Source organism: Fodinisporobacter ferrooxydans, assembly GCF_022818495.1.
GTDB classification, from domain to species: domain Bacteria; phylum Bacillota; class Bacilli; order Tumebacillales; family MYW30-H2; genus Fodinisporobacter; species Fodinisporobacter ferrooxydans.
The window spans coordinates 3,381,890-3,405,666 of record NZ_CP089291.1; the positions used below are offsets into that span (position 1 = coordinate 3,381,890).

Genomic DNA, 23,777 nt, shown 5'->3' on the forward strand with positions numbered 1-23,777 from the left:
CATGATTTTTTATATGTTTAAAACGATGCATTCCAATAACTTCAAATGATTTGGATAAGGTAGTGGAGGAAATTGAAAATTGCGATGCAACAATCTGATGGGGCGAACTTGCTTATTACATTATTGGTTCGTTTTCCTGAAATCTTTTCTGTTCGTTACGAACAAGCCAGGAATTCCCTTGTTTTTACATTCCTTATTAAAAAGAAATTGAATCATAGGGAATTGGAAGACGTTAAGAATCGATTTCATGAATATTTGGAACTTTATTCATCGTTTGATCCCATTTCACATAAAAAAGGTTCATTGGATTCTTTTCTTATCGATTCCATCACTTTTCTTGTGTACGAGCAATCTCCGCAAGAATTACATACATATGAATTGAAATTGCTGACGGGGCTGCTGCGGGAACAGTTTCAGGATCGTTTGTGTATGGAGGATCTAAAATTACGTACGGAAGAGCAGGATCGTCAAGAAACGACGATTCAGCATGTATTGGGTCAGACACACATGTTCCCGCATGAAAAAAATATCGAGGTTGTGCGTGACGGACACCATGTGTATGTCTATAATAAACAATAGTGAATTCATTTGTAATTTCGCCAACGTTGTGAATGTGTGTTTGGACTGTTCAAACGTCCTCTATAAGAGGATGTTCAAAAAGTAGTCAAAACTCCACGGCGGATTGTTTTGCCGAATCCCCAAAAGGCTTACTCATGTACCAGACACGTACACTCCGTCGCCTTTTCGTGCTTCGGCTTCGCACTCCTTGTGTCTTACTTAACCACTTTTTGAACACGCACTATAAAGGAGTTTCTAAATGCGGATTGTATTTTTAGGAGATATTGTTGGAAATACGGGATTAAAGGCAGTTGATGCGTATTTTCCGGAGATTTTAAAGCGCTTCAAACCGGATTTGACCATTGCCAATGCAGAAAATGCTGCAGCGAGCGGGAGAGGCTTAACTCCGCGAATTGCTGAACAATTATTTGATAAAGGCATTGAAATCTTGACGCTTGGCAATCATGCTTGGGACAGTCGGGAAATCTACAGTTATTTGGAACGGGAGAAGCGGATTGTTCGCCCTGCCAATTTCCCTGGAAATCCTCCAGGAATCGGTTTTACGATCTGTAAAGTAAACGGATTTGATGTCGCGATTGTCAATCTATTGGGCCGGGTCTTTATGTCCGATTATGATTCACCTTTTGCATGTATCGACGGGATTGTACGGGAACTGCGGGAATCTCGCGGGATTCGCCATATTTTTGTGGATTTTCACGCGGAAACTTCTTCGGAAAAAATGTCATTTGCTTGGCATGTAACAGGGAAGGTCTCTGCAGTCGTCGGTACACATACACATGTACAAACAGCTGACGAACGAATATTGGGCGGAGGAACCGCATATCTGACAGATGCCGGAATGACCGGTGCATATGATGGCATTATCGGGATGAAAAAAGAGCCCGTACTTCATCGATTCCTGACACAGATGCCGGTTCGGTTTGAAGTGGAGCAGGGTCGATTGCAATTGCATGGAGCATGTATCGATCTTGATGAAAAAGGCCATGCGACACATATTGAGCGAATTTCTTGCAAACCTTTGTAAGCCTCAAATTCGAAAGGGGCTCTCGAATCGGCAGAGAAGGCATATATGCTCACAAAGGATTTTTGCCGTGACATATCTTTCATAAGACGTGAATATAGTTAAAGTATCTCACCTGTCATGCAATCTTAGAGGGAGGTACTTGTAGCCATGGATGTATTAAAAGTTTCAGCTAAATCGAACCCAAACTCTGTTGCTGGTGCTTTAGCTGGTGTCCTTCGTGAAAGAGGAGTTGCTGAAATCCAAGCGATTGGTGCCGGAGCACTGAACCAGGCAGTCAAAGCAGTTGCCATTGCAAGAGGATTTGTTGCACCGAGTGGGGTCGATTTAATTTGTATTCCGGCATTTACCGATATTATGATTGATGGAGAAGAACGAACGGCAATTAAATTAATTGTAGAACCTCGGTAGTCTGGAGTATGAAGGATAGCAATCCGACCGTTGGAAAGTGGAAAACAAGAGCAGGAAACGCATGATCAAATGTTGAATGGTTCTGGCATTCTTTTGCTTGCAAATAGCAATGGGATGCCACATTTTTATATACAAGCAAAAATACAAGCAAAAACGCATGCAAAAATATAGAAGAAAAAAATACACATGCAAATAACAGCCGGACAAACATGTGCGCATGTACGTCAGGTCAGGGAGTGAGGAAGCGATGGAGAAAGCAATGGGGGAAGCAATGGATTCTGTTTTTTTGATCGATGGACATGCCGATATATTATGGCGTATCGATCAGGAGCATCTGTTATTTTATGAACCGACATCTGCATTGCAGGCAAGTTACCAAGCGCTGCGCGATGGCGGCGTACACCTGCAGTTTTTTGCAATATTTACTGATCCCAAGCTGACACCGGCAGATAGTTTGAAAGCGGTACTTGCCTATATCGATACGTTTCACCGCTGTATCGTCAGCGATCGGTTGCAGCCGGTGTATCAATATAAGGACATTTTGAAAATTCGCCAATCCGGCCAAACAGGCGGAATGTTATCTATCGAAGGTGCACAGTGTTTGCAAGGAGATATTCGCATGCTGCATATTCTATATCGACTGGGAGTCCGTGCGGTCGGTTTGACATGGAACCATGCCAACGACATCGCTGACGGAGTGGGCGAACCTCGGGGTGCAGGATTGTCCAAATTCGGCCGTGCAGTCGTCGCTGAAATGAATCGGCTCGGAATGATTGTGGATGTCTCTCATTTGTCTGAACGGGGATTTTGGGATGTAGCAGAGCAAAGCACCAAACCTTTCATTGCCTCTCATTCCAATTGCAAAGCAGTCTTTCCGCACAGAAGAAATTTGACCGACGATCAAATTCATGCCATTATCGCAAAAAGCGGAACCGTTGGCATGACATTTGTGCCCGATTTTATTACAGATGGACCGGCGACGGTAGATGATATCATCCGGCACATCGACCATGTTTTAAGCCTGGGCGGGCAAAAGTCGATCGCGTTTGGTTCGGACTTTGATGGGATCACAGAAACTATGGTAGACTTAAAACGTGCGAAATATTTTCCAATATTGCTTGAACAAATTGAAAAACGGTATGGACGAGATGTTCTGCTTGACATTGCAGGGCGAAACTTGGAGCGTGTACTGCATGACGTTTGGAATGTATAAAAGCAGGGAGAATTGATTATGTCTACAAATGAGTCGGATTTGTTTGATTTGCATGCACATACCACCAAGTCAGACGGTACATATACACCGGCAGAATTGGTGAGATTAGCGGTAGAAAAAGGACTTGCGGGGATTGCCGTGACAGACCATGATACGCTCAACGGGATTGAAGAAGCGCGTATCGCTGCTGTTTCGGCGGGCATCGAAATCGTCCCTGGAGTGGAGCTGAATACGGTTTATAACGGCAGGGAAATTCATGTACTGGGATATTTTATCGATGAAACAAATGAATCCTTTTTGCAGTTATGCAAGCAATTGCGGGAGGGTCGTGTCAATCGTGCAGAAATGATCATTGAGCGGCTACAGGAGGCAGGCTGCTCGATCACCATGGAAGATGTCCTTGCATATGCGCAAGGAGACGCAATCGGCAGGCCGCATATCGCTCGTGTATTAGTCCAAAAAGGCTACTGCAGCACTCTTCAGGAAGCATTTGACCGGTATCTTGTGCCTGGCAAACCAGGATTTGTCGAGCGCATGAAGTTGCACCCGCAAAAAGCGGTGCAGGCGATCCGGGAAGCACGTGGCTGCCCCGTTTTGGCACATCCGGGTTTGATCGGTGACGATGCATTGATTTATGATTTGCATAGACACGGATTGGGAGGAATCGAGACAGAGCATCCGGATCATTCCCCTCTTCAGAGACAGCATTATCAGACAATCGCAGTACAACTGCAATTGATTGCGACAGGAGGGTCCGACTTTCATGGCGCAGGTGCGGAACATCGGGGGGATTTGGGCAGTGTAAAAGTGGGAAGAGATGTTGTTGCGCGTTTATTTGCAGATGCGCACAAAGAATGGAAGCCGGCGAACGATTGACAGACGTTTCAAGCGGAGATTCAACCATTTAAAATGGAGGACACATGTAAAAAAAGGATTCTCGCATACGCAATCGAGGTATTTTTTACGATCTATTATTTCGAGGTGGGACATGATGTTTCAAGTACGTGTGCTCGGGGAGCATGGACCATATCCTGCGCCCGGTGGTGCGACGACAGGGTTTTTAATCCAGACAGATGAAGGAAATGTACTGTTGGACTGTGGCAGTGGAGTATTTGCGGAACTGACGAAATATGTAAAAATTGAAGAATTGGATGCCGTTCTGGTGACACATCATCATGCGGATCATGTTTCCGATATTCCTGTTTTGCGATATGCGGTCATGATCGCGCAAAACCGGAAGCTGCTCAGGCAGAAGCTGCCGATTTATGCAAACCAGGAACCGCAGCATTTGTTTGCATCATTGGCATTTGAACCATATGTAACGACTCACAAACTCTCGTCTGCATCGAATGTTCAACTGATTGGGGCATCGTTCACCTTTGCCAATACGATCCATGCCATTTCCTGTTTGGCCGTCCGCGTGGAGTATAAGGGGAACGTTTTTGTGTTTTCCGCAGATTCAGGTCCATGTGCAGCATTGGAACAGTTGGCGAAAGATGCGGATGTATTCATCTGTGAGGCTTCCTGGCTGGAAAAAGATAAAGGATCTGCTGAAATTGGACATCTTACGACAAAGGAAGCAGCCCGGATTGCCAAACGTGCCGATGTAAAACAACTGGCATTGACACATTTTTTCCCGGATTATGACAGATCGGTGATCCAAAAAGAAGCGGAAGAGGCTTACGGCAGCGCCGTACATTTATGCAAACAAGGTGAAATCATTTCGATATCCTGACACATCCGAATTCAGTTGAATCTTTGAACGCCCACATGAAATTGTTTCATGCGGGCGTTTTTTGTGGCGAATTTTTATCCGCCTACATATGATGCAAATGTCAAATGCCCAGAAAGGTTTGACTGGAAGACATACATGCGAGAGTCCCGCAACAATTGCATGAGAATGTGCACCATTGAAAGTCGCCTTGCATATTGATGGTAGTATCTTAGGCGTAGGCAATTGTGGATAGGTTTTCACCACGAATTCTGCGTCAAATTTGAAGGAGGTAGAACTATGGTTCTCTCTGATAAAGATCTTAGCTATCGGGAGATTATCACCAACGCAATTTGCGGCAAAGGAAATAAATATTCCCAAACCACGTATACGATTCGTCCGGCACATACGCCTACAACAATCGGCGGCTGCTGGGTCATGAATCATTCATATGAGGCTGAATTGGTTGGTGAAGTTGTCGAGGTTCATGGCCGATTTGATGTAAACGTATGGTATTCCTACAATGGCAACAGCGAGACAGCAGTCGCAAAAGAACGCGTAAGCTACAGGGAGCAAATTCCCCTTCGAGACGTCGATCCCAACTGCTTCAAAGACGGAATGGAAGTTGCCGTAAAAGTCGTGCAAATGCCGAATTGCCTGGATGCAACGGTTGTCGACAACAGCAATGAAATTTTGGTTCGCGTCGAAAAAGAAATGGCAGTCGAAGTCATCGGTCGCACAAAAGTATGTGTAGTCACATGCATTCTTACAGACAAGAAAGATGAAGAGTTCTTTGAAGGCGAAGTTTTAGACGAAGATGACGACGATTTTGAAGACTAAGCGGCGTCCATGACGTCGCTTTTTTTATATACTGTACGCAATATGCCAGCTCATATGACACGGCTTTCGTGTATCTGTCATATTCCCGAGTTGAGCGGATTGTCGAAAGAAAGTGTGGGATGGAGCTTGCAACATTCATTGATTTGTCATGTACAAATGGATTCAACATGGCCGGGTTGCCAAGTCGGGCTGCCGAAACGCTTATTCAAGCAATTGTCGTGCAAACCTGGAACACGCATGCGCATAAAAATCTCCTCCCAATCTGTACATGCAGTCATACGCGCAACGACTCGTGAAGAAGTAGTGTTTTCCAATCGTATCGGACAACGATTGCATTTTCAAGGCGGTCGCATTTCGGTTCGGAAAAAAGGGGATACGCTTGAATTTGGACCGGTGATTGCATTGTATGTTGTTGGAAGTCCAGAGAATCAACCGCCATTTCCCAATATGACGCGTATGGTATGCGATACCATTCGAATCGGTGAAGAAAAGGGAATGTACGTCTATGCTGTAATCCCTGGTGGAATTTCCGTGCGGGAACAGAGAGCGTTTGGTGCGCGGGGAACATCCTATGACAAATGGATATGGTGTGAACAGCCGTATCCTGATATCGTGATCCGGAAAGCTGCAACATTTCCCAAAGGTGTGTATCGGCAGGCAAAAACAGATCTGAATATTTTGGATAAATCAGGGGATATCATGTTCATGGCAAAAGATATTGGCGATAAGTGGTCAGTTTACAGATGGCTTTGGAACTATGAACCGCTGCGCAAGCATCTCCCGTATACGGAACTGTATAAAAAACAGTCACAGCAAGTGGTTGATTTGTTGGAACAGTACCAATCGTTGTATGTAAAGCCGGTACGAGGCACGCAAGGAAAAGGGATTTATAAACTTACCAACGGAAAACACAATGGTATCATACGTATCGAAAATACGGCAATTCCCTCGCAAATGCAAAAGATCAAGAGAACAGATCTTTTAAAAAATAAACAAATGCTCCCCATTTCGAGCCAATCGTACTTGCTGCAACAATCACTGCATTTACTGAAGCATCAAAACCATCTTACGGATTTTCGCTGGATGATTCAAAAACTTCCCAATCAAAACTGGGAAATAACGGCTCGGATTTGCCGAATCGGAAGAGAAAAAACAATTTCTACAAACATTCATACAGGTGGTCAAGCTGTTTTGGCGGAACAGTGGCTATATGGCCATTCGAATTTACTCCCGCGTTCGACAAAAGAAATTCTCGAGGAAATGGATGAAATCGCAAGAAGTGTTGCTGTTGCGATCGATCAGAAAGTCGGCGGCGTTTTGGAATTGGGCGTTGATTTGGGTGTGGATCGAAACGGCAGGATCTGGATTATTGAAGTAAATCCCCGTCCTGGACGGAAAATGTTGCGATTATGCCAACCGGAAGTCCGGCAACTATCACTTCTGCGCCCACTTGAATATGCTAAATACGCAAAAGGATTTTAATCACGAGCTTGTGACAAACCTCTGTATGAACGGAGGCTCTGCAATGAAACAAGAAAACATGATATTTTTGAAAGGACCTCCCGGGCGAAAGCATGAACTTTTCCTTACTTTTGACCAAATGGATACGTACAAAATAAAGCAAATGGAAATCATTGAACTACAATTCGGCCTGAAGCGAATAGAAGTTCGGGTGATTCAGCGGCATCGGTGGCAAAAGCCCGAGGAATCCACGATCTATTGCACGGCAGATGTGTTGGAAGCATTACAAATCCCCGAAGATCGGTTGCTGCCGATATACTACTCCAGCGCAAAAGGAAAATTACAGATCGGTCCATTGGTCGGGATCCTTGCACATGTGCGTTACAAACCGGCATCAGGGGTATATGGCGAGCAAGAACCGGCATTTCGCAAATTATTAGACGCGGCAAATGATTTGGGAATGATGGGCTATGTTTTTTCACCGCTCGAAATCGAATGGGCCACAGATATGACATGGGCATACCAATATATTGCGGCAAAAGAAGGAGAAGGGCAATGGAGACGATTGAAACTGCCATTGCCTGATGTCGTATATGATCAAATTTCCACGCGCAAATTCGAAACACGCGCAAACGTGCAGGCAGCATCCAAACGGTTGCAAAAATTGATGCAAAAACGGTTTTTTAACCAAGGGTTTTTTAACAAATGGCAAGTGCATCAATGGTTGACAGGGGATGCTGCAACAAGCAAGTATGTACCGGATTCTGTGCGCTACGAAAATCCTGCCGCTACGGATGCCTTGTTGAACCGCTACGGGAATCTCTACTTGAAACCCATTCACGGAAGCCTTGGCATTGGCATTATCAAGTTGACCCGTTTAGCGGACGGTCGGATTTATTATCAACTGAAGCAGCGAAAAAAAACGGTGCAAGGATACGCGAAAGGGACTGCTCAAGCATTGCAGATTCTGAAAAAAAGGCAGAGGAATCACCTGATCGTGCAACAAGGTTTGAACCTGCTGGCTTACCAGGGACGGCCATTCGACATACGCGTGTTGATGCAAAAAGACGGGGAAGGGAAATGGTCCCGGACAAAAATGTTTGTGCGAATTGCCAAACAAGGAGAAATCACATCCAACTTAACCACTGGCGGTGATGCCCGGCCGATCCGGGAAACATTGCAAGAAATGTTTCGGGATCAAGGAAAAGTCAGCCAGATCTTGAAAGACATCCGTTCTTGCATCAAGGTTGTACCGCTTGCAATCGAACAACAAGCAGAGATCTCGCTGGGTGAATTGGGATTGGATTTGGGAATAGATACAAATGGTAAGCTTTGGGTGATCGAAGCAAACGCCAAACCATGGAAAAAAACAGAAACCGAACATGGGTCGCTGGCGGTCGTGGAACGATCTTTCCATAGACCGATGGAATATGCGCGATTTTTGGCTTTCTCCTGAAATCGCAAATGTTCGTAAGGTGTGATTTACTATTACAGAAAAGAAGGGAGACGCGGCGATGGGCTTTACACTCTTGCATTCCGGCCAACCGTCCGCCAAGCGGCTTCTGAAACGTTTGGAAATGTGCAAAGGCACAGACTCGATTCAGCAGGTGGCAAATGATGATATTGTGATCCGCTGGGGGAATTTTCAATTTGAGCGGGAATTTCATCTCGAGTTAAATCCAAGGCTGGCAATTGCAAACACGCAAAACCGTTTGCACATGTTGCGGATGTTACAACGCTCCGGAATCCGCTGTCCGATCGATTCGGATTCCAATACATTAAAAAATCCCACAATGGTCCGTCAATATCGAGTGCCGATTTTTGATCTGAAACCATTGACATGTTTTCGATCGGATGGAAAAGACATCTGGTTGAACAAACGGATTACCCAAGTGCAAGATTCCTTTCAGGAAGTATCTCCAGATCATGATGCGGTCACGGCAAAAGTGTGTTTGTATGCTGCGCGTGCCATTCATACTCTCGGACTGGATTTTGGACTTGTCAGCATTGGAACAAATGCAAGAGGCTGGATGTATGTGCTGGATGTCACGCCAAACCCGATTTTAAAAGGGAGAATGCTGGATGTCTTCAGTAAGGCCATTCGCTCTTATATCGCAGACGATGCGCAAGCTCCAAATGCCTATCAATCCTTTTTGATCGGGACTGATTTGGAATTTATGCTGCGAAATCAACAGGGAAAAATGGTGCTGGCATCAAAATATTTTCCACGCAAGGGAATTGTCGGATGCGATGCCCGCAGCATACAGCGGGACGGCAAACGATATCCCCTTGCAGAATTGCGACCGGCACCAGAAAAAAAACCACTGGATCTGTTTGAAAATTTGTATCATGCGATGATGGAAGCAAAGCGCCTCATCAACCGCAAAGGGGTTGCTTGGCTCGCCGGCAGCATGCCGTTTCACGGATATCCGATCGGCGGCCACATTCATTTTAGCGGAATTCCGTTTTCCAGCCAGATCGCTAAAGCACTTGACACGTATTTGGCGATTCCGGTCATGCTGATCGAAGACCCGCAATCCTCGACCCGCCGTCGGCCGCGGTACGGATTTTTGGGAGATATTCGGCACAAGGATCATGGCGGCTTCGAATATCGAACACCTGGCAGTTGGATTGTGAATCCTGATATTGCCAAAGCAGTCATCTGCTTGGCGTATCTGGTCGCCCAATACCACCGTCAATTGGCATATAACCCATTTGTTGATGCGGATGTTCAGCAGGCATTTTATGCTTCGAACAAACTATATTTCCGGCCGATCTTCGAACGGGTATGGAGTGAGTTGTCGCAATTGCCGAATTTTGGTGATTATAAACAGCAATTGCAAATCATTGCAGATATGGTTCGGCAGGAAGAATGCTGGAACGAATCGGAAGATATCAAGCGCAATTGGAGGATTTCATCTGCCGTTCCGACAAGCATCACAAATGCAAACAGAAAGTCACTTGCTCGGCGATTGGGGTAATCGCTGGGCTTTTTTCGTATAAATTGCGGGAAGTTTCTGTGGAAAACGTCACACGCCGTACGCAGGATTTACATACAATATGTTGACATGGATGTTTACAGGAGTGTTTGGTTCACCCCTTTTGCTATATGACACAATCGTTGGAAACTGACAATGAGTCGAGAGAGGGCTTGAGAAATGGTGCGAAACGTACGAGTGTTTTTGGATCGAGTACGAACAGGTGCACAAACACAATGGATGATACGGATGCGGCGGAAAGATTTTCAACAGTGTTTTGCCGAGAAACAAAAACAGCTCGTTGCTCGGTTGGGATTGAACGGTGAAATGAAAGCATGGCCGATTACATTGCGCAAACTGCAAGATATAGAACTCTCGATTCCCATTCGATTATTCCATTACAACGATGAATGGGTCTTAGGGCCGATACTTGGAATCTTGACTTCCGTTCGCGGTCAAACGTTTGGCGGCAATCGTACAGATCACCGTGATCTGAGCCGAATGGGAAAACATACACATACTTGCGTATTCGTCTTGACACCAGAATCGATTGTGTATGAACAAAATCAGATTCATGGATATGTATGGACGGGTTATAAGAATAAACCTTGGGTTCTGGTTGACTTGCCGATACCTGATGTCGTGTATAACAGGATTCCAAATCGGGCGCGAGAACGTGATGCGATGGCAATCGAAGCAAAACAATGGCTAATTAAGAAAACAAAGGGACATCTGTACAATAGCCGTTTCTTTAATAAGGTTGAATTGATGAAGTATATGTCTGACTCGGAAGAAACGCGCATATATTTGCCGCGTACAGAGATTTTTCAATCCCGCAACCAATTGATCCAATGGTTGCGGAACCGACCGATCATTTATGTCAAACCTGCCAATGGAACCATTGGTCAAGGAATTATTCGCATCGACCGATCCTATTCCGGTTGGACCATTAAAAAACAATTGCAAGGGGAACAAATCGTACGGCATTATCAACAACTGCAGCCTGCGGTAAGTACGATTTCCCAGTGGATTGCAAGAGGAAACTATATCATTCAGGAAGGTGTGCAGCTTGCCAATTGGCAAGGAAGAATCTTTGATTTTCGCGTATTGCTGCAAAAAGACCGCAGGCATCGTTGGAAGGTAACGGGCCTGGGCGCGCGGGTAGCAGGGCTGGACGGTATCACGACACATGTTCCCAACGGCGGAAAAATTGCCAATGCCAAGCAAGTTCTGGAGGACGTATTTCCTGGCAATTCGGCAAGGATTTACAATGAAATCAAACATTTGGCCCTCGTCTCGGCACAACAAATCGAAAAAAATATTTCCAATGTAGGGGAAATGTCAATGGATATTGGTGTCGATGACAATGGGAAGCCTTGGTTCATCGAAGCGAATGCAAAGCCGATGAAGTTCGATGAACCAACGATTCGCCTGCGTTCATTGCTTAGGATCATCCATTATGCCGAAGGTCTTTATGTATAAGGGTTGATTACTTCGCTTGCGTTGCATCGCGCAACGGCCAAGGCAGGGAAAAGAATCGGGAACCTTTTGTCACTTCAACTACGAACGACCAATTGACCAAGTGCCATTTGCGATCATAAATCAAACAACTCTGGAACTTCGAGCAAATCGTATAAACATCCCGTAATGACAGCGCCACTTCCAATTGATCGGGAGATACGACGGGGCCGTGATAGGAAAGTTCGGCTGATTCCTTGTTATAGGGCTGGATAAAGACGCGGAACGTCGGGACGTTTCGTTTTTCTGACATGCCGATTCCTCCTAAATCAAGGTGTTTGTGCGCCTTTTATTGTACATGGAAGAAATTTCTATAGCAATGGTTTTTTTATGAATCCCTTCTTCACAAGACGTATGCTTGTGCAGGAGGGATAGTTTTTTAACGGAAACACGCAAAAATGCAAGTCTTTTCATAAAATGGCGAATACTAGCTCGGAAGACTCTAGGAAGGATGTGCAAGATGAAAAAACAGCACCAGAGTTCCGACAATTCCTCTAGGATCGTTCAGGGGCTTTCAAATTTGGATGATTGGAAACGTCCATTGTTTTCAACTCTGGAAGACAATCAACTTGCTCTCAAAAGCATCTTTTCCCGCTGTTCCGACGTTGTGTTTCGAGAGTTTCAACTCCTTGACGGAACAAATGTCCTTTGTGTGTATGTAAACGGGATGGTGGCACAAGAGGAACTAGAGCTGACTGTAATCGAGCCGCTTCTGGAAGGCAAACCGATACGTGCCGCACAGAAAAGGAAAATACAGCAATTGGACCAGGTTGCTTCGCATATTCTTGAAGGGGATACGGCGATCCTGGCAGATGCCTATAGAGAAGCAACGATGGTAAGTTTACAGCAATACGAAAAACGATCGATTGCGGAACCGTTGACAGAAGCGGTCATTCGGGGGTCAAGGGAAGGCTTTATCGAATCCATTGCGACAAATATGATGTTAATTCGTCGGAGAATTCGCTCACCCAAATTAAAAGCAGAAATCATGCAGGTCGGTACACTTACGCGAACGGATGTGGCGGTGATGTATATCGAGGGACTCGCCGATCCGGATATCGTGGGGGAAGTACAGAATCGGATCCAAGCGATCGAAATCGACGGCATCCTGGAAAGTGGGTATATCGAGGAATTTATTACGGATACACCCTATACCGTTTTTCCTTTAATCCAGGATACAGAGCGCCCCGATGTTGTCGTGGCCGGCTTGCTTGAGGGACGAGTCGCCATACTTGTCGATGGTACGCCATTTGCATTGCTTGCCCCGATGACATTTTGGGTGGGGATGCAGGCAGCGGAAGATTATTATGTAAAATATGTTTCGGCTACACTTGTCCGCTGGGTGCGGTATATGTTTTTATTTATCGCATTGCTTTTGCCGTCCATTTATGTGGCGATTTCCACGTTTCATCAAGAGATGCTGCCGACAAATCTGTTGATCAGCGTTGCCGCCGCCCGTGAATCCAGTCCATTCCCCGCGTTTATCGAAGCGCTGTTTATGGAAATCACATTTGAAGCGCTGCGGGAAGCAGGTGTCCGTCTTCCCCGTCCGGTGGGCCAATCTGTCAGCATTGTAGGCGGTTTGGTGATCGGACAGGCAGCCGTTCAAGCGGGTATTGTATCGGCACCCATGGTAATTGTCGTTTCCATTACCGGGATTGCATCGTTTATCATTCCCCGGTTTAGCACCGGATTTGCCATACGGATGCTGCGTTTTCCCATGATTTTTCTGGCTGGAACGTTAGGGCTGTACGGGATCGTGTTGGGGATGCTCGCTCTATTAATTCACTTGGCGAGCCTGCGTTCGTTTGGAATTCCCTATTTTTCACCGTTAGCTCCGCTGAAAGTCAGTCATCTGAAAGATGTTTTTGTCCGCGCGCCTTTATGGAGCTTGACAAGACGCCCAGTGAACGGTATGCATGCAGATCGGCAACGAATGGCTGTAGATCAAAAGCCGTCGCCAGAGGATGATATGCGATGACGCGTTGGAAAAGATCGATCTATTACCTGCTAACACTCGGTCTTGTTGCTGTCACGACAACCGGTTGCTGGGATCGCGTCGAAATTAATGACTTGGCACTGGTTGTGGCCAGAGGGATCGATATGACAGAAGATGGGAAATTAATGTCAACCATCGAGATCGTAAATCCTTCCGCCATGTCGCAAGGGATGACAGGCACCGGTGGTCAATCGAATGCAAAACCTTTCCTGATCGTGTCTGGGAGCGGAAAAGACATCGGTGATATTTCGGGAAAAATGCAAGAAAAACTCTCCCGGCGAATTTTCACGGCACATCGGCGCATTCTGATTATCGGAGAAAAGTTGGCAAAACACGGGATTGAAAATGTGATCGATCACTTTACCCGGGAACCGGCCAATCGTCTGCGCTCGTATGTGCTTGTCGCTCGCGGTACAACTGCAAAAGAAGTGTTGGAACAGACATATCCTCTCGAACGCATTACTTCTGAAGGAATTCGGGAGATGCAGATGTCTGAACTGTCAGTTTCCACGACAATCAAAGATCTGGTCACGATGCTTTCGGAAGAAGGCGGCGACCCCATTTGCGCTGTCATTGAATTAAATAAGAACATCGACAAAAATAAAGTCCCCTTTCATCTCAACGGATCTGCTGTTTTTCGCAATGGAAAACTGGTTCAATATCTCGATGATACATTGACAAGAGGAATTCTCTGGGCCAGAGACGAGATGAGGCAGGGAATTATTACATTTACCATACCCAAACAAACTGGCTATATTACCGTTCGGCTCATTCATTCTGCCACAAAAGTGACACCGGAAGTTCATGGCAACCATGCAACGATGCATATTCGTATAAAAACAGAAGGATATGTAATGGAAAATAATACAAAATTAGATTTGAGCAATCCAGAATATGTAGACATTTGCAATACGTATATGAGCAAAGCAATTGCCACACGGATTCAAAAGGCGATCGATGCAACGAAGAAGACAGATACGGATCCGGTAAGTTTTGGCGAATACATTCATAGAAGTCAATTAAGCCAGTGGCAAAGAATCAAAGGGCAATGGCGCAAGATCATACCGACGATGCAACTCGATGTGAAAGTAAATACCCAAATCAGGCGTGTTGGCATGGATGGGCCAGGGTTGGAATGGAAACAAGACGAGGTGAAAAAATGATCAGCACCGTTGCTTATATAGCGGTTCTTACGGTTTTCATTTGGTTCAATTGTCGTTCCCTTATGCGCAAGCGGCTGATCCGGGATGCTGTTGTATTCGGCAGCATCGTTGCCGTCGATATGGTCTTTGGAGCCCTTTATCTTCTGGATGTTCCGCTTCCCCATTTGGGAGACGTATTTATCCGCCTGTTCCATCCCGTAGCTCGATGGATTTTTCCTTAAATAAAAAGTATTTTGTATCCGTCTGTATATTTGTTATAATAAGAAAGCCTGCAGATCTGCAGGCTTTCTTGACGTGCACAGATTTTAATTTCATGTGTTTTTTGCATATGCAGGATATTAAGATGTACAGCAGCGAAATATTTCAAATTTTGAATGGCAATAGACGCGATTGGGTAAACATGTCTCTGATCATTTTTACTCAATCGATATTTGACTAATTCTATATTAGAAAGGAGATCAGATATGAGCAAGGATTTGATCTCACTCGACGAACTTATGAAGCTCGGACAGGATGCTATGGATAACGCGGGGAATAAGCACCGGCCTTCGATGCAAGAGAAAGATTTGCAAGTAGCAACCTATCAGATGCCGATTCATTTAAAAGATAGTATGCAAGGGAAACAATATTCGATTTTGACATATGGCTGTCAGATGAACGAACACGATTCGGAAATTATGGCAGGTTTATTGCAGGAAATGGGGTATACGCAGGCTTCCGATGTGGATGAAGCGGATTTTATTTTATTTAATACGTGTGCGGTCCGTGAAAATGCGGAATCCAAAGTATGGGGAGAAGTCGGTCGATTAAAGCCCTTAAAACGATTGAATCCTGGCATGATCATCGGGATCTGTGGCTGTATGGCACAGGAAGAGCCGGTTCGCCAGCGGATTCAAGCCAAATATCCGCAGGTGGATATTGTATTTGGAACACACAATGTGCATCGGTTGCCGGAATTAATCGAGCAGGCACAACAGACGAAAGAAGCAATTTTCGAAGTCTGGGAGGAAGCGCAGCCTGTATTGGTGGAAAATATGCCAAAAGCCCGCATGGAAGGAACCAAGGCCTGGGTAAATATCCATTATGGCTGCAATAAGTTTTGCACCTATTGTATTGTTCCATATACCCGCGGCCGTGAGCGCAGCCGCATTCCGTCTGATGTCGTGGCAGAAGTGGAAGAATTGGCGAAGACAGGATTTCGCGAGATAACTCTGCTAGGGCAAAATGTGAATGATTATGGACTGGATTTGAAAACAGTAGATTTTGCCGATTTATTGGAGCAGGTCAACCGTGTAGACGGCATTGACCGGATTCGCTTTACAACGTCCAATCCGTGGAATTTTACAGATAAATTGATTGATACGATCGCACATTCAAAAAACGTCTGTGAACATATCCATCTTCCTGTACAGTCAGGCAATAACGATGTTTTGAAACGGATGAATCGCAGCCATACGCGGGAATATTATATGGAACTGGTGGATAAAATTCGCAGCAGCATTCCGGACGTTGCTCTTACTACGGATATTATCGTAGGTTTTCCCGGTGAAACGGAAGAACAGTTTTTGGATACGTTGGATTTGCTGCAGCGGATCCGCTATGATGGCGCCTATACGTTTATTTATTCTCCGCGCAAAGGGACACCGGCAGCGAAGTGGGAAGACAATATTACAATGGAAGTGAAAAAAGACCGTCTGAATCGTCTGATGGAATTGCAAAATCAAATCAGTCTGGAAAAAAACCTTCGTTTGCAAGGCAAGGTTGTTGAAGTCTTGGTGGAAGGCGTGAGCAAGACAAATCCGGACATGTTGTCCGGGCGTACAAGAACCAACAAATTGGTGCACTTTAAGGGATCGGAAAAGCGAATCGGTCAACTGGTGATGGTGGAAATTGCGGATGTTCAGACATGGACATTAAAAGGTTCTCTCCTGGAAGTCAAAGATGCTGCGCCAAACCGCTAGGATTTGCTCAAGGGTATCCCCAAGGATATGCCAGCGTTTGACTTTGGCCACTCAGGGAGCGGTAGGATATGGCTGCTCGCGATAGTGTAGGAAAATCGTATAGGAAAGGGTTCGGGAGTTCCCTGAAAATGGGCTTTCGAATCCTTTTTCTATTGCTGAACGGTAATTGTTCACATGCTATACTGAAGGTAAAGGTTCCGTTTGGAGTTGGAGGAATTCATTCATGGCACTTACGCCAATGATGCAGCAATATTTGTCAATCAAAGAAGCGTATAAAGATACTCTTGTATTTTTTCGCCTTGGCGATTTTTACGAAATGTTCTTTGATGATGCTTTACAAGCTTCTAAAGAACTGGAAATTACGCTGACGGGACGTGACGCGGGTTTGGAACAACGCGTGCCCATGTGCGGGGTTCCGTATCATGCTGCGGAAGGATACATAAAACGTTTGGTTGCGCGCGGATTTAAAATTGCCATTTGCGAACAAGTGGAAGATCCTGCGGAGGCTAAAGGAATTGTGCGCAGGGAAGTCGTCCGCGTCATTACACCGGGAACCTATTTGGATGACGGGAATCAAGAATCGATCTTTATCGTCACTATTGTATCGCCTGCCGATTGTCCGGACAGCGGCAGTTTTTCCGCATGTTTTGTCAATGTGATTACAGGTGATGTATTCGTAGATGATTTACTCGATGAAGAAGCGGTTGTCGAACGTTTGCTTGCATTTCAGCCGGTTGAACTTGTCGTGACAGAACATACGTATGAACAGCTCAAAGCAAGTTTTCAGCAGCCCAATTTACAGTCCATCACTGTGACACTCCATGCTTCTTTACAATCGGCTGCAAACGATCAGGATGTATTGTGTCGGCAATTTGGTTCGTCGATTCTTGAGGATGCCGCTGTTGCCGGACCTGGTATACGCACTGCCTGCGGAATCTTGCTTGACTATATCCAAAATACCCAAAAACGGATGCTGCCACACGTTAAAAAACCGCAGCGAGTCAACTGGAAAGATACACTTATATTAGATGCATGCAGCAGACGAAACCTGGAATTGACCGAAACGCTGCGAGACGGCAAAAAGCAAGGCAGCCTGTTCGGGGTCATCGACCAGACGATCACAACGATGGGGAGCCGGCTGTTGAAACAATGGCTGCTTGCCCCATTGCAACGCGCAGAAGCCATAGCAAGACGGCAAGATGCAGTGGAAGAACTTATGAAAGACTATCTCATACGCCAGGATCTGAAACCATTGCTGCGCAACGTCTATGACTTGGAGCGATTGACGGCAAAGTTATCCTATGGCACCGCGAATGCCAAGGATTTGATTGCATTATGTCAATCCTTAGAGCAGATTCCGCCCATCAAATTATTGATCAGAGAGTTTCAAAGCGCAGAATATAACGGGATTCAAAAAGATTTATGCGACTACGAAGAGTTGATGGACCGGATTGCACATGCGATTGTGCCAGATCCTCCAATCAGCCTGAAAGATGGCGGTTTGATACGGGACGGATACCATCCGGAGCTCGATCGCCTGCGCTTGATCGCTCGCGAGGGAAAAACGTGGATTGCCGAATTGGAGCGGGAAGAGCGGGAAAAGACAACGATCAAATCGTTAAAAATCGGTTTCAACAAAGTATTTGGCTATTATATCGAAGTGACCAAAACGAATGTCCATCTCGTTCCTGAACAGTATGAAAGGAAACAAACCCTTGCCAACGCGGAACGCTATGTAACTGCAGAGCTCAAGCAGCGGGAAGCCGAAATTCTGCATGCGGAAGAGCGTTTGACAGAGCTTGAGTACGAATTGTTTGTGGAAGTGCGGGAGTATATTGTCGACCATGTTGATACGTTGCAAAGAGTGGCTCATGCATTGGCCAAGCTCGACGTCTATTATGCATTGGCATCTGTTGCGGCAGAACATCGATATGTTCGCCCTGTGCTTGATCTGTCAGACGTGATCGAAATCCATGCAGGCCGCCATCCGGTTGTGGAACAGATGCTGCAGGGGCGTTCCTTTGTCGCCAATGATACGCTGCTCAATTGCCGAGATCAGCAAATTATGTTGATTACAGGGCCGAATATGGCAGGAAAAAGTACGTACATGCGGCAGGTGGCATTGCTTGTGATTTTATCCCACATCGGCAGTTTTGTACCGGCATCCTACGCCCGCATCGGCCTTGTGGATCGAGTGTTCACGCGCATTGGAGCGGCAGACGATTTGGCAGGCGGACAAAGTACGTTTATGGTGGAAATGGTGGAGCTGGCAAATATTTTAGAGCATGCGACACCACGAAGTTTGATTGTACTCGACGAAATTGGCAGAGGGACAAGCACATATGACGGGATCAGCATCGCCCGGGCGGTTGTCGAGTACTTGCAGGATCGCCAGCAAATCGGCGCCAAGACATTATTTGCAACACATTATCATGAACTTACCGAATTGGGACATCAATTGCCGGGTGTTCAGAATTTTAGTACGCATGTTGAGGATACTGGAGATTCCATTATTTTCTTGCGGAAGATCATTCCCCAACCGGCAGATCGCAGTTATGGAATCCATGTCGCCAAGCTGGCAGGCCTTCCGGACGCGGTGCTGAAGCGTGCCAATGAAATATTGACAATGTTGGAATCCAAAGGCCAATCGGGAAAGGAAGTCATCGGGGAACTTGCGGCAACTGCCACTCCCATACAGCAGCAAGAAGCGGAAGCTCCTGCACAACTCTCGCTTTTTGAAGGATATACAAAAAAACAAGAACATGCAAAACAAAGAGAAAAGGCAAAAGAGCCGAGGGATGCTTTGCAGGAGGATATCATTCAGGCCATACAGACACTCGATTTGATTCGTATGACACCGCTGGAAGCGATGAATCAATTGTTTCTGTTGCAAGAACGGATACAAAACAAGAACCGGAGGTGAATCGCGGCATATGGCGAACATTCGTGTTATGGATCCATCGCTGGCCAACCAAATTGCGGCTGGAGAAGTTGTGGAACGGCCGGCGTCTGTCGTCAAGGAATTGGTAGAAAATGCATTGGATGCGCAAGCGACGCAAATCGATATCGAAGTCCGGGAAGGCGGATTGCAGTCCATTCGAGTTGCAGACAACGGAGATGGAATGGATGAAGAGGATGCCATTCTCTGTTTCGAGCGTCATGCCACAAGCAAGATCAAAGATCAACGGGACTTATTCCGGATTCGTACACTCGGGTTTCGCGGGGAAGCATTGCCGTCGATTGCAGCCGTTGCAAAAATTGAGCTGCAAACAAAAGGAAAAACGGTTGCAGGCGGGATTCGGGTTTGCGTGGAAAGCGGCAAGCTTGTGTGCAAGGAACCGATTGCACGCAATCAAGGAACGGATATCACGGTGCGGGATTTATTTTATAACACTCCGGCAAGACTGAAATATGTAAAATCCCTGCAGACGGAATTTCATCATATCAGCGATTATGTATCACGGATGGCGATCCTGCATCCGGGTGTGCAATTTCGCCTGTATCATCAAGAGCGCCTCGTGTTTCAAACGCCTGGCGACGGTCAGTTTTTGCATGTGATGGCAGCCGTCTATGGGAATGAAGCGGCGAAAAAAATGATCGCAATTCAGTGGAGCAATGAAGAATACAAAGTAACCGGCTGTATCGGCGCACCTGAATTCAACCGTGCGTCCCGCCAACATATGAATCTCTATGTGAATGGCAGAAGCATACGGAATTTTGCCATCCAAAACGGAATTCTGCGGGCCTACCATACCCGCCTGCCCATTCATCGGTATCCGATCGTCGCGCTCCAGATTGAGATGGACCCTGTACTTGTCGATCCGAATGTGCACCCGAATAAAACGGAAGTCCGCTTCTCGGAAGAAGGGGATGTCGTTCATGCGATCACATCGGCTGTTTCGCAAGCGCTGGAACAAAAGGCCTGGATTCCGCAAGCAGATCTGACAAAAGGCAAAGGCATGTTTCTGCAAACGAATATCGGGCATGCGCCAGGAGAGCCGAGGCATAGTCCCATTCGAACTTCCCAGCAGGCTTGGACAGCGGAACAATTGTATGGCAGGCCAAAGGACGACCGGGAGGAGACGATGCAGCAGCAAAGCAGATCCGTTTTGGAGCAGGATCTTAAGGCGGCAGACACTTCAGCGGTAGCGGTTATTGCTGAAGAAAAGTCCGGCTTGGAACAACCGAAAGAACCAAAAGACTCCGGCACACTTCGGTTACAGGCAATCGCTCAAGTGCTTGGCATGTACATTGTCGCACAAGACGATCAAGCCATGTATATCATCGATCAGCATGCGGCACATGAACGAGTGTTATTCGAAACATTCACGAAAAAGATGCAGCAAAAAGGCGTTTTGAAACTTCCTTTGCTCGTTCCCTATTCGTATGAAGTCCGCATTCAGGATCTGCAGCTGCTCAAAGAACATACGGATACTTTCGAGCAAATCGGTATCGAATTTGAATGTTTCGGAGGAAATTCGGTTTTGGTCCGCACGGTTCCTACTATATGGGAAGGGTTGGAAACCCAGCAACTGGTGCAGGATACGTTTGATGAGCTGTTGGTGCAAGGCTATATGAAGCAGCCGCTGGAACGGATTGAAGAGCGTATTATTATGAAATCCTGTAAAGCCGCGATCAAAGCCAATCGCTGGTTGAGCATGCCGGAAATGCAAGCACTGTGCGATCAGTTAAGCCGTTTGGACAATCCGTTTTCCTGTCCCCACGGCAGACCAGTAATCATTCGGCTGACAACACATGAATTAGAAAAACAGTTCAAGAGGATTCAATGATACATGATTCGAATACACGTACAGCAGTTGTGACAACAGTAATCAAAACGACGCCCGCATTCATTTCGAAAGCGCAAGAGCTTGCCGAAGAGTTGGGTGCACCATTTGTTTTAAGAAAAAAATACTCGATTCCAGTCATACAAGAACGTGCGCAGGTGGAAGCCGTCTTTGTCTGCGGCAATCGATTGGAACTCTACATGAATGGGCAAATGTTCTTCTACCACCCGGGTATGGCGACCATCCGAATCAAACGCTTGCTCCGGGGGGAAGAGGATCCGTTGCTGCGGATTAGTCAATTGCAAGCCGGAGATACCGTTTTAGACTGTACGGCAGGATTCGCATCGGATGCAATCGTTTTTGCATATGCAGTCGGTCGGGAGGGAAAAGTCAAAGGAATCGAATCGGAACCTTGGATTACGTATCTCGTCAAAAAAGGGCTGCACATGGGCTATCCGGAATTTCCCGAGCTGGATGAAGCGATGCGGCGGGTCAGAATCTGTCAGGGAAGTCATGAGGAGCATTTAGCGTCTCTTCCCGACAAATCGTATGACATCGTATATTTTGACCCGATGTTTCGGCGAACGGTCGCCCAGTCTGCGGGAATCGACCTATTGCGGGAAATAGGGAATGATCATCCCCTGACGACGGATACGATCCGACAGGCCATGCGCGTAGCAAGAAAACGTGTGATTGTCAAAGAACGGTTTTTCAGCAGTGAGTTTGAACGGTTAGGGCTTACAAAAGTAGAGAAGGGGGCCATGAATATCGCGTATGGATATATCGACTTATAATACATGCCCGGACCCTGCTATGCAGCTGCCGCATGCAAAGCAATCCCGGCCGCTGATTTGCATCGTCGGACCAACTGCTGTCGGAAAAACGAAATTCGGTGTCGAATTGGCCAAGCGAATCGGCGGTGAAATTATTTCTGCGGATTCGATGCAAATCTATCGCGGCATGGATATCGGGACAGCAAAAGCAACCCAAGAGGAAAGACAAGGGATTCCCCATCATTGTATCGATATTGTAGATGCAGACAAACCATTTACTGTTTCGGATTATCGTGAATGGGCTTTGGAATCGATGGAAAGCATTTACCAACGACAAAAAATTCCGATTGTTGTTGGAGGAACCGGACTTTATGTGCAATCGCTGACACATACGATGACGTTTACGCAAGCGAAGGAAGATCGTACATATCGTGACAAACTGTTTCAACAAGGCGAAACGGAAACAGGGAAATATTCACTCTATCAAAAATTGCAGGAGATCGATCCGAAAGCGGCGAATCGATTGCATCCCAATGATTTGCGGCGGGTGATTCGGGCATTGGAAGTTTATCATGTGACAGGTGCTCCCATGTCGGAACAATATGGGGAATATGGGGAAAACAAACAATTTCGGACGTTGATGTTTGGATTGAATCGAAACAGGGAAAACTTATATGCGCATATTGATGAGCGTGTCGATCATATGATTGAAAAAGGGCTTTTGGAAGAAGTCGAAGATTTGTTAAAAAATCATGTTACACCTGACTGTACATCCATGCAGGCGATTGGGTATAAAGAAATAGTGGCATATATCTCGGGCGAGTGCACATTCGATGAAGCGGTTGCCATGATTAAGCAAGGTTCAAGAAGGTATGCAAAACGCCAATTGTCGTGGTTCCGCAGATTTCCGGAAATCAAATGGTTTCATGTAGATGAGGAAGATTCAGCAATTATATTGCAAAAAATGGTGTCAGAAATAGAAGGAATTTTATAGATATGCCACGAATATATTTTGAGACTAAATTGTAGTGGGGGTTTTTGACTGTGAACAAACAACAGATTAATATTCAAGACAACTTTCTTAACCAAATCCGGCGTGAAAATATCCCGGTGATCATATATTTGGTCAATGGCTTTCAAATTCGCGGACATGTGAAGGCGTTTGATAATTTTACGATCATTGTGGAGAGTGAAGGCAAGCAGCAAATGGTTTATAAGCATGCCGTATCAACATTCACACCTTTAAAAACTGTGAATTTTTCCATTGAAAACACCCAAGCCTAAACGGGAATCCCAAGTTTGCTTGAACCGTTTTTCAAATGATTTTTCGAGCCGCGCGTTGCTTTTGTACATGAGACATCT

At 45.9% G+C, this 23,777-nt stretch carries 21 protein-coding genes; 20 read left to right on the forward strand and 1 reads right to left on the reverse strand.

Features of this window, described 5'->3' with window-relative positions; genetic code table 11:
* Window positions 1-72 precede the first annotated feature (72 nt).
* The 11 genes from LSG31_RS16235 (at window position 73) to LSG31_RS16285 (ending at window position 11,696) form a co-directional block, all read left to right on the forward strand.
* The gene (locus tag LSG31_RS16235) at window positions 73-579 is read left to right on the forward strand and encodes a hypothetical protein (protein WP_347436110.1); all 507 of its coding nucleotides are present in this window, start codon (window positions 73-75) and stop codon (window positions 577-579) included.
* Between the two features lie 238 nt (window positions 580-817).
* Window positions 818-1,603 carry a TIGR00282 family metallophosphoesterase gene (locus LSG31_RS16240; RefSeq protein WP_347436111.1) on the forward strand — a complete coding sequence of 262 codons (786 nt, stop codon included), beginning with the start codon at window positions 818-820 and terminating at the stop codon, window positions 1,601-1,603.
* Window positions 1,604-1,750: 147 nt separating this feature from the next.
* Window positions 1,751-2,011, forward strand: a complete 261-nt coding sequence (gene spoVS / locus LSG31_RS16245; protein ID WP_347436112.1) for a stage V sporulation protein SpoVS — start codon at window positions 1,751-1,753, stop codon at window positions 2,009-2,011.
* Between the two features lie 247 nt (window positions 2,012-2,258).
* A complete protein-coding gene (locus LSG31_RS16250) occupies window positions 2,259-3,224 on the forward strand; it encodes a dipeptidase (RefSeq protein WP_347436113.1) in 966 nt (321 codons plus the stop codon).
* 18 nt (window positions 3,225-3,242) lie between these two features.
* Complete coding sequence (locus LSG31_RS16255; RefSeq protein ID WP_347436114.1) at window positions 3,243-4,100, forward strand: PHP domain-containing protein; 858 nt, start codon at window positions 3,243-3,245, stop codon at window positions 4,098-4,100.
* Window positions 4,101-4,215: 115 nt separating this feature from the next.
* On the forward strand, window positions 4,216-4,959 hold the full coding sequence (locus tag LSG31_RS16260; protein WP_347436115.1) for an MBL fold metallo-hydrolase: 744 nt from the start codon (window positions 4,216-4,218) through the stop codon (window positions 4,957-4,959).
* A gap of 276 nt (window positions 4,960-5,235) precedes the next feature.
* Window positions 5,236-5,775, forward strand: a complete 540-nt coding sequence (cotE, locus tag LSG31_RS16265) for an outer spore coat protein CotE (RefSeq protein WP_347436116.1) — start codon at window positions 5,236-5,238, stop codon at window positions 5,773-5,775.
* A 126-nt stretch (window positions 5,776-5,901) separates the two neighbouring features.
* Window positions 5,902-7,257 (forward strand): YheC/YheD family endospore coat-associated protein, encoded by a 1,356-nt coding sequence (locus LSG31_RS16270; protein ID WP_347436117.1) that lies wholly within the window; start codon window positions 5,902-5,904, stop codon window positions 7,255-7,257.
* 43 nt (window positions 7,258-7,300) lie between these two features.
* A complete protein-coding gene (locus LSG31_RS16275) occupies window positions 7,301-8,692 on the forward strand; it encodes a YheC/YheD family endospore coat-associated protein (protein ID WP_347436118.1) in 1,392 nt (463 codons plus the stop codon).
* A 58-nt stretch (window positions 8,693-8,750) separates the two neighbouring features.
* Window positions 8,751-10,217, forward strand: a complete 1,467-nt coding sequence (locus tag LSG31_RS16280; RefSeq protein WP_347436119.1) for a putative amidoligase domain-containing protein — start codon at window positions 8,751-8,753, stop codon at window positions 10,215-10,217.
* Window positions 10,218-10,394: 177 nt separating this feature from the next.
* Complete coding sequence (locus LSG31_RS16285) at window positions 10,395-11,696, forward strand: YheC/YheD family endospore coat-associated protein (protein WP_347436120.1); 1,302 nt, start codon at window positions 10,395-10,397, stop codon at window positions 11,694-11,696.
* Window positions 11,697-11,703: 7 nt separating this feature from the next.
* Here LSG31_RS16285 and LSG31_RS16290 read toward each other — a convergent pair whose 3' ends face one another.
* Window positions 11,704-11,985, reverse strand: a complete 282-nt coding sequence (locus LSG31_RS16290) for a hypothetical protein (RefSeq protein ID WP_347436121.1) — start codon at window positions 11,983-11,985, stop codon at window positions 11,704-11,706.
* Window positions 11,986-12,192: 207 nt separating this feature from the next.
* Between LSG31_RS16290 and LSG31_RS16295 the strand changes: the two genes are divergently transcribed.
* From LSG31_RS16295 to hfq, 9 genes are all read left to right on the forward strand, one after another.
* The gene (locus LSG31_RS16295; RefSeq protein ID WP_347436122.1) at window positions 12,193-13,713 is read left to right on the forward strand and encodes a spore germination protein; all 1,521 of its coding nucleotides are present in this window, start codon (window positions 12,193-12,195) and stop codon (window positions 13,711-13,713) included.
* Entirely contained in the window at window positions 13,710-14,894 is a 1,185-nt protein-coding gene (locus LSG31_RS16300) for a Ger(x)C family spore germination protein (protein ID WP_347436123.1), read from the forward strand. Before LSG31_RS16295 ends, LSG31_RS16300 begins: the two co-directional genes overlap by 4 nt.
* Window positions 14,891-15,115, forward strand: a complete 225-nt coding sequence (locus LSG31_RS16305) for a hypothetical protein (protein ID WP_347436124.1) — start codon at window positions 14,891-14,893, stop codon at window positions 15,113-15,115. Before LSG31_RS16300 ends, LSG31_RS16305 begins: the two co-directional genes overlap by 4 nt.
* A gap of 243 nt (window positions 15,116-15,358) precedes the next feature.
* Entirely contained in the window at window positions 15,359-16,855 is a 1,497-nt protein-coding gene (miaB, locus tag LSG31_RS16310) for a tRNA (N6-isopentenyl adenosine(37)-C2)-methylthiotransferase MiaB (protein ID WP_347436125.1), read from the forward strand.
* Window positions 16,856-17,078: 223 nt separating this feature from the next.
* Window positions 17,079-19,778, forward strand: coding sequence for a DNA mismatch repair protein MutS (gene mutS / locus LSG31_RS16315; protein ID WP_347436126.1), 2,700 nt, complete (start codon window positions 17,079-17,081; stop codon window positions 19,776-19,778).
* Between the two features lie 10 nt (window positions 19,779-19,788).
* On the forward strand, window positions 19,789-21,645 hold the full coding sequence (gene mutL / locus LSG31_RS16320) for a DNA mismatch repair endonuclease MutL (protein WP_347436127.1): 1,857 nt from the start codon (window positions 19,789-19,791) through the stop codon (window positions 21,643-21,645).
* Entirely contained in the window at window positions 21,642-22,436 is a 795-nt protein-coding gene (locus LSG31_RS16325) for a class I SAM-dependent methyltransferase (RefSeq protein ID WP_347436128.1), read from the forward strand. The genes mutL and LSG31_RS16325 overlap by 4 nt, the downstream gene beginning before the upstream one ends.
* Window positions 22,417-23,409, forward strand: a complete 993-nt coding sequence (gene miaA, locus LSG31_RS16330) for a tRNA (adenosine(37)-N6)-dimethylallyltransferase MiaA (RefSeq protein WP_347436129.1) — start codon at window positions 22,417-22,419, stop codon at window positions 23,407-23,409. The genes LSG31_RS16325 and miaA overlap by 20 nt, the downstream gene beginning before the upstream one ends.
* Before the next feature lie 50 nt (window positions 23,410-23,459).
* On the forward strand, window positions 23,460-23,699 hold the full coding sequence (gene hfq / locus LSG31_RS16335; RefSeq protein ID WP_347436130.1) for an RNA chaperone Hfq: 240 nt from the start codon (window positions 23,460-23,462) through the stop codon (window positions 23,697-23,699).
* The last annotated feature ends 78 nt before the right edge of the window (window positions 23,700-23,777 follow it).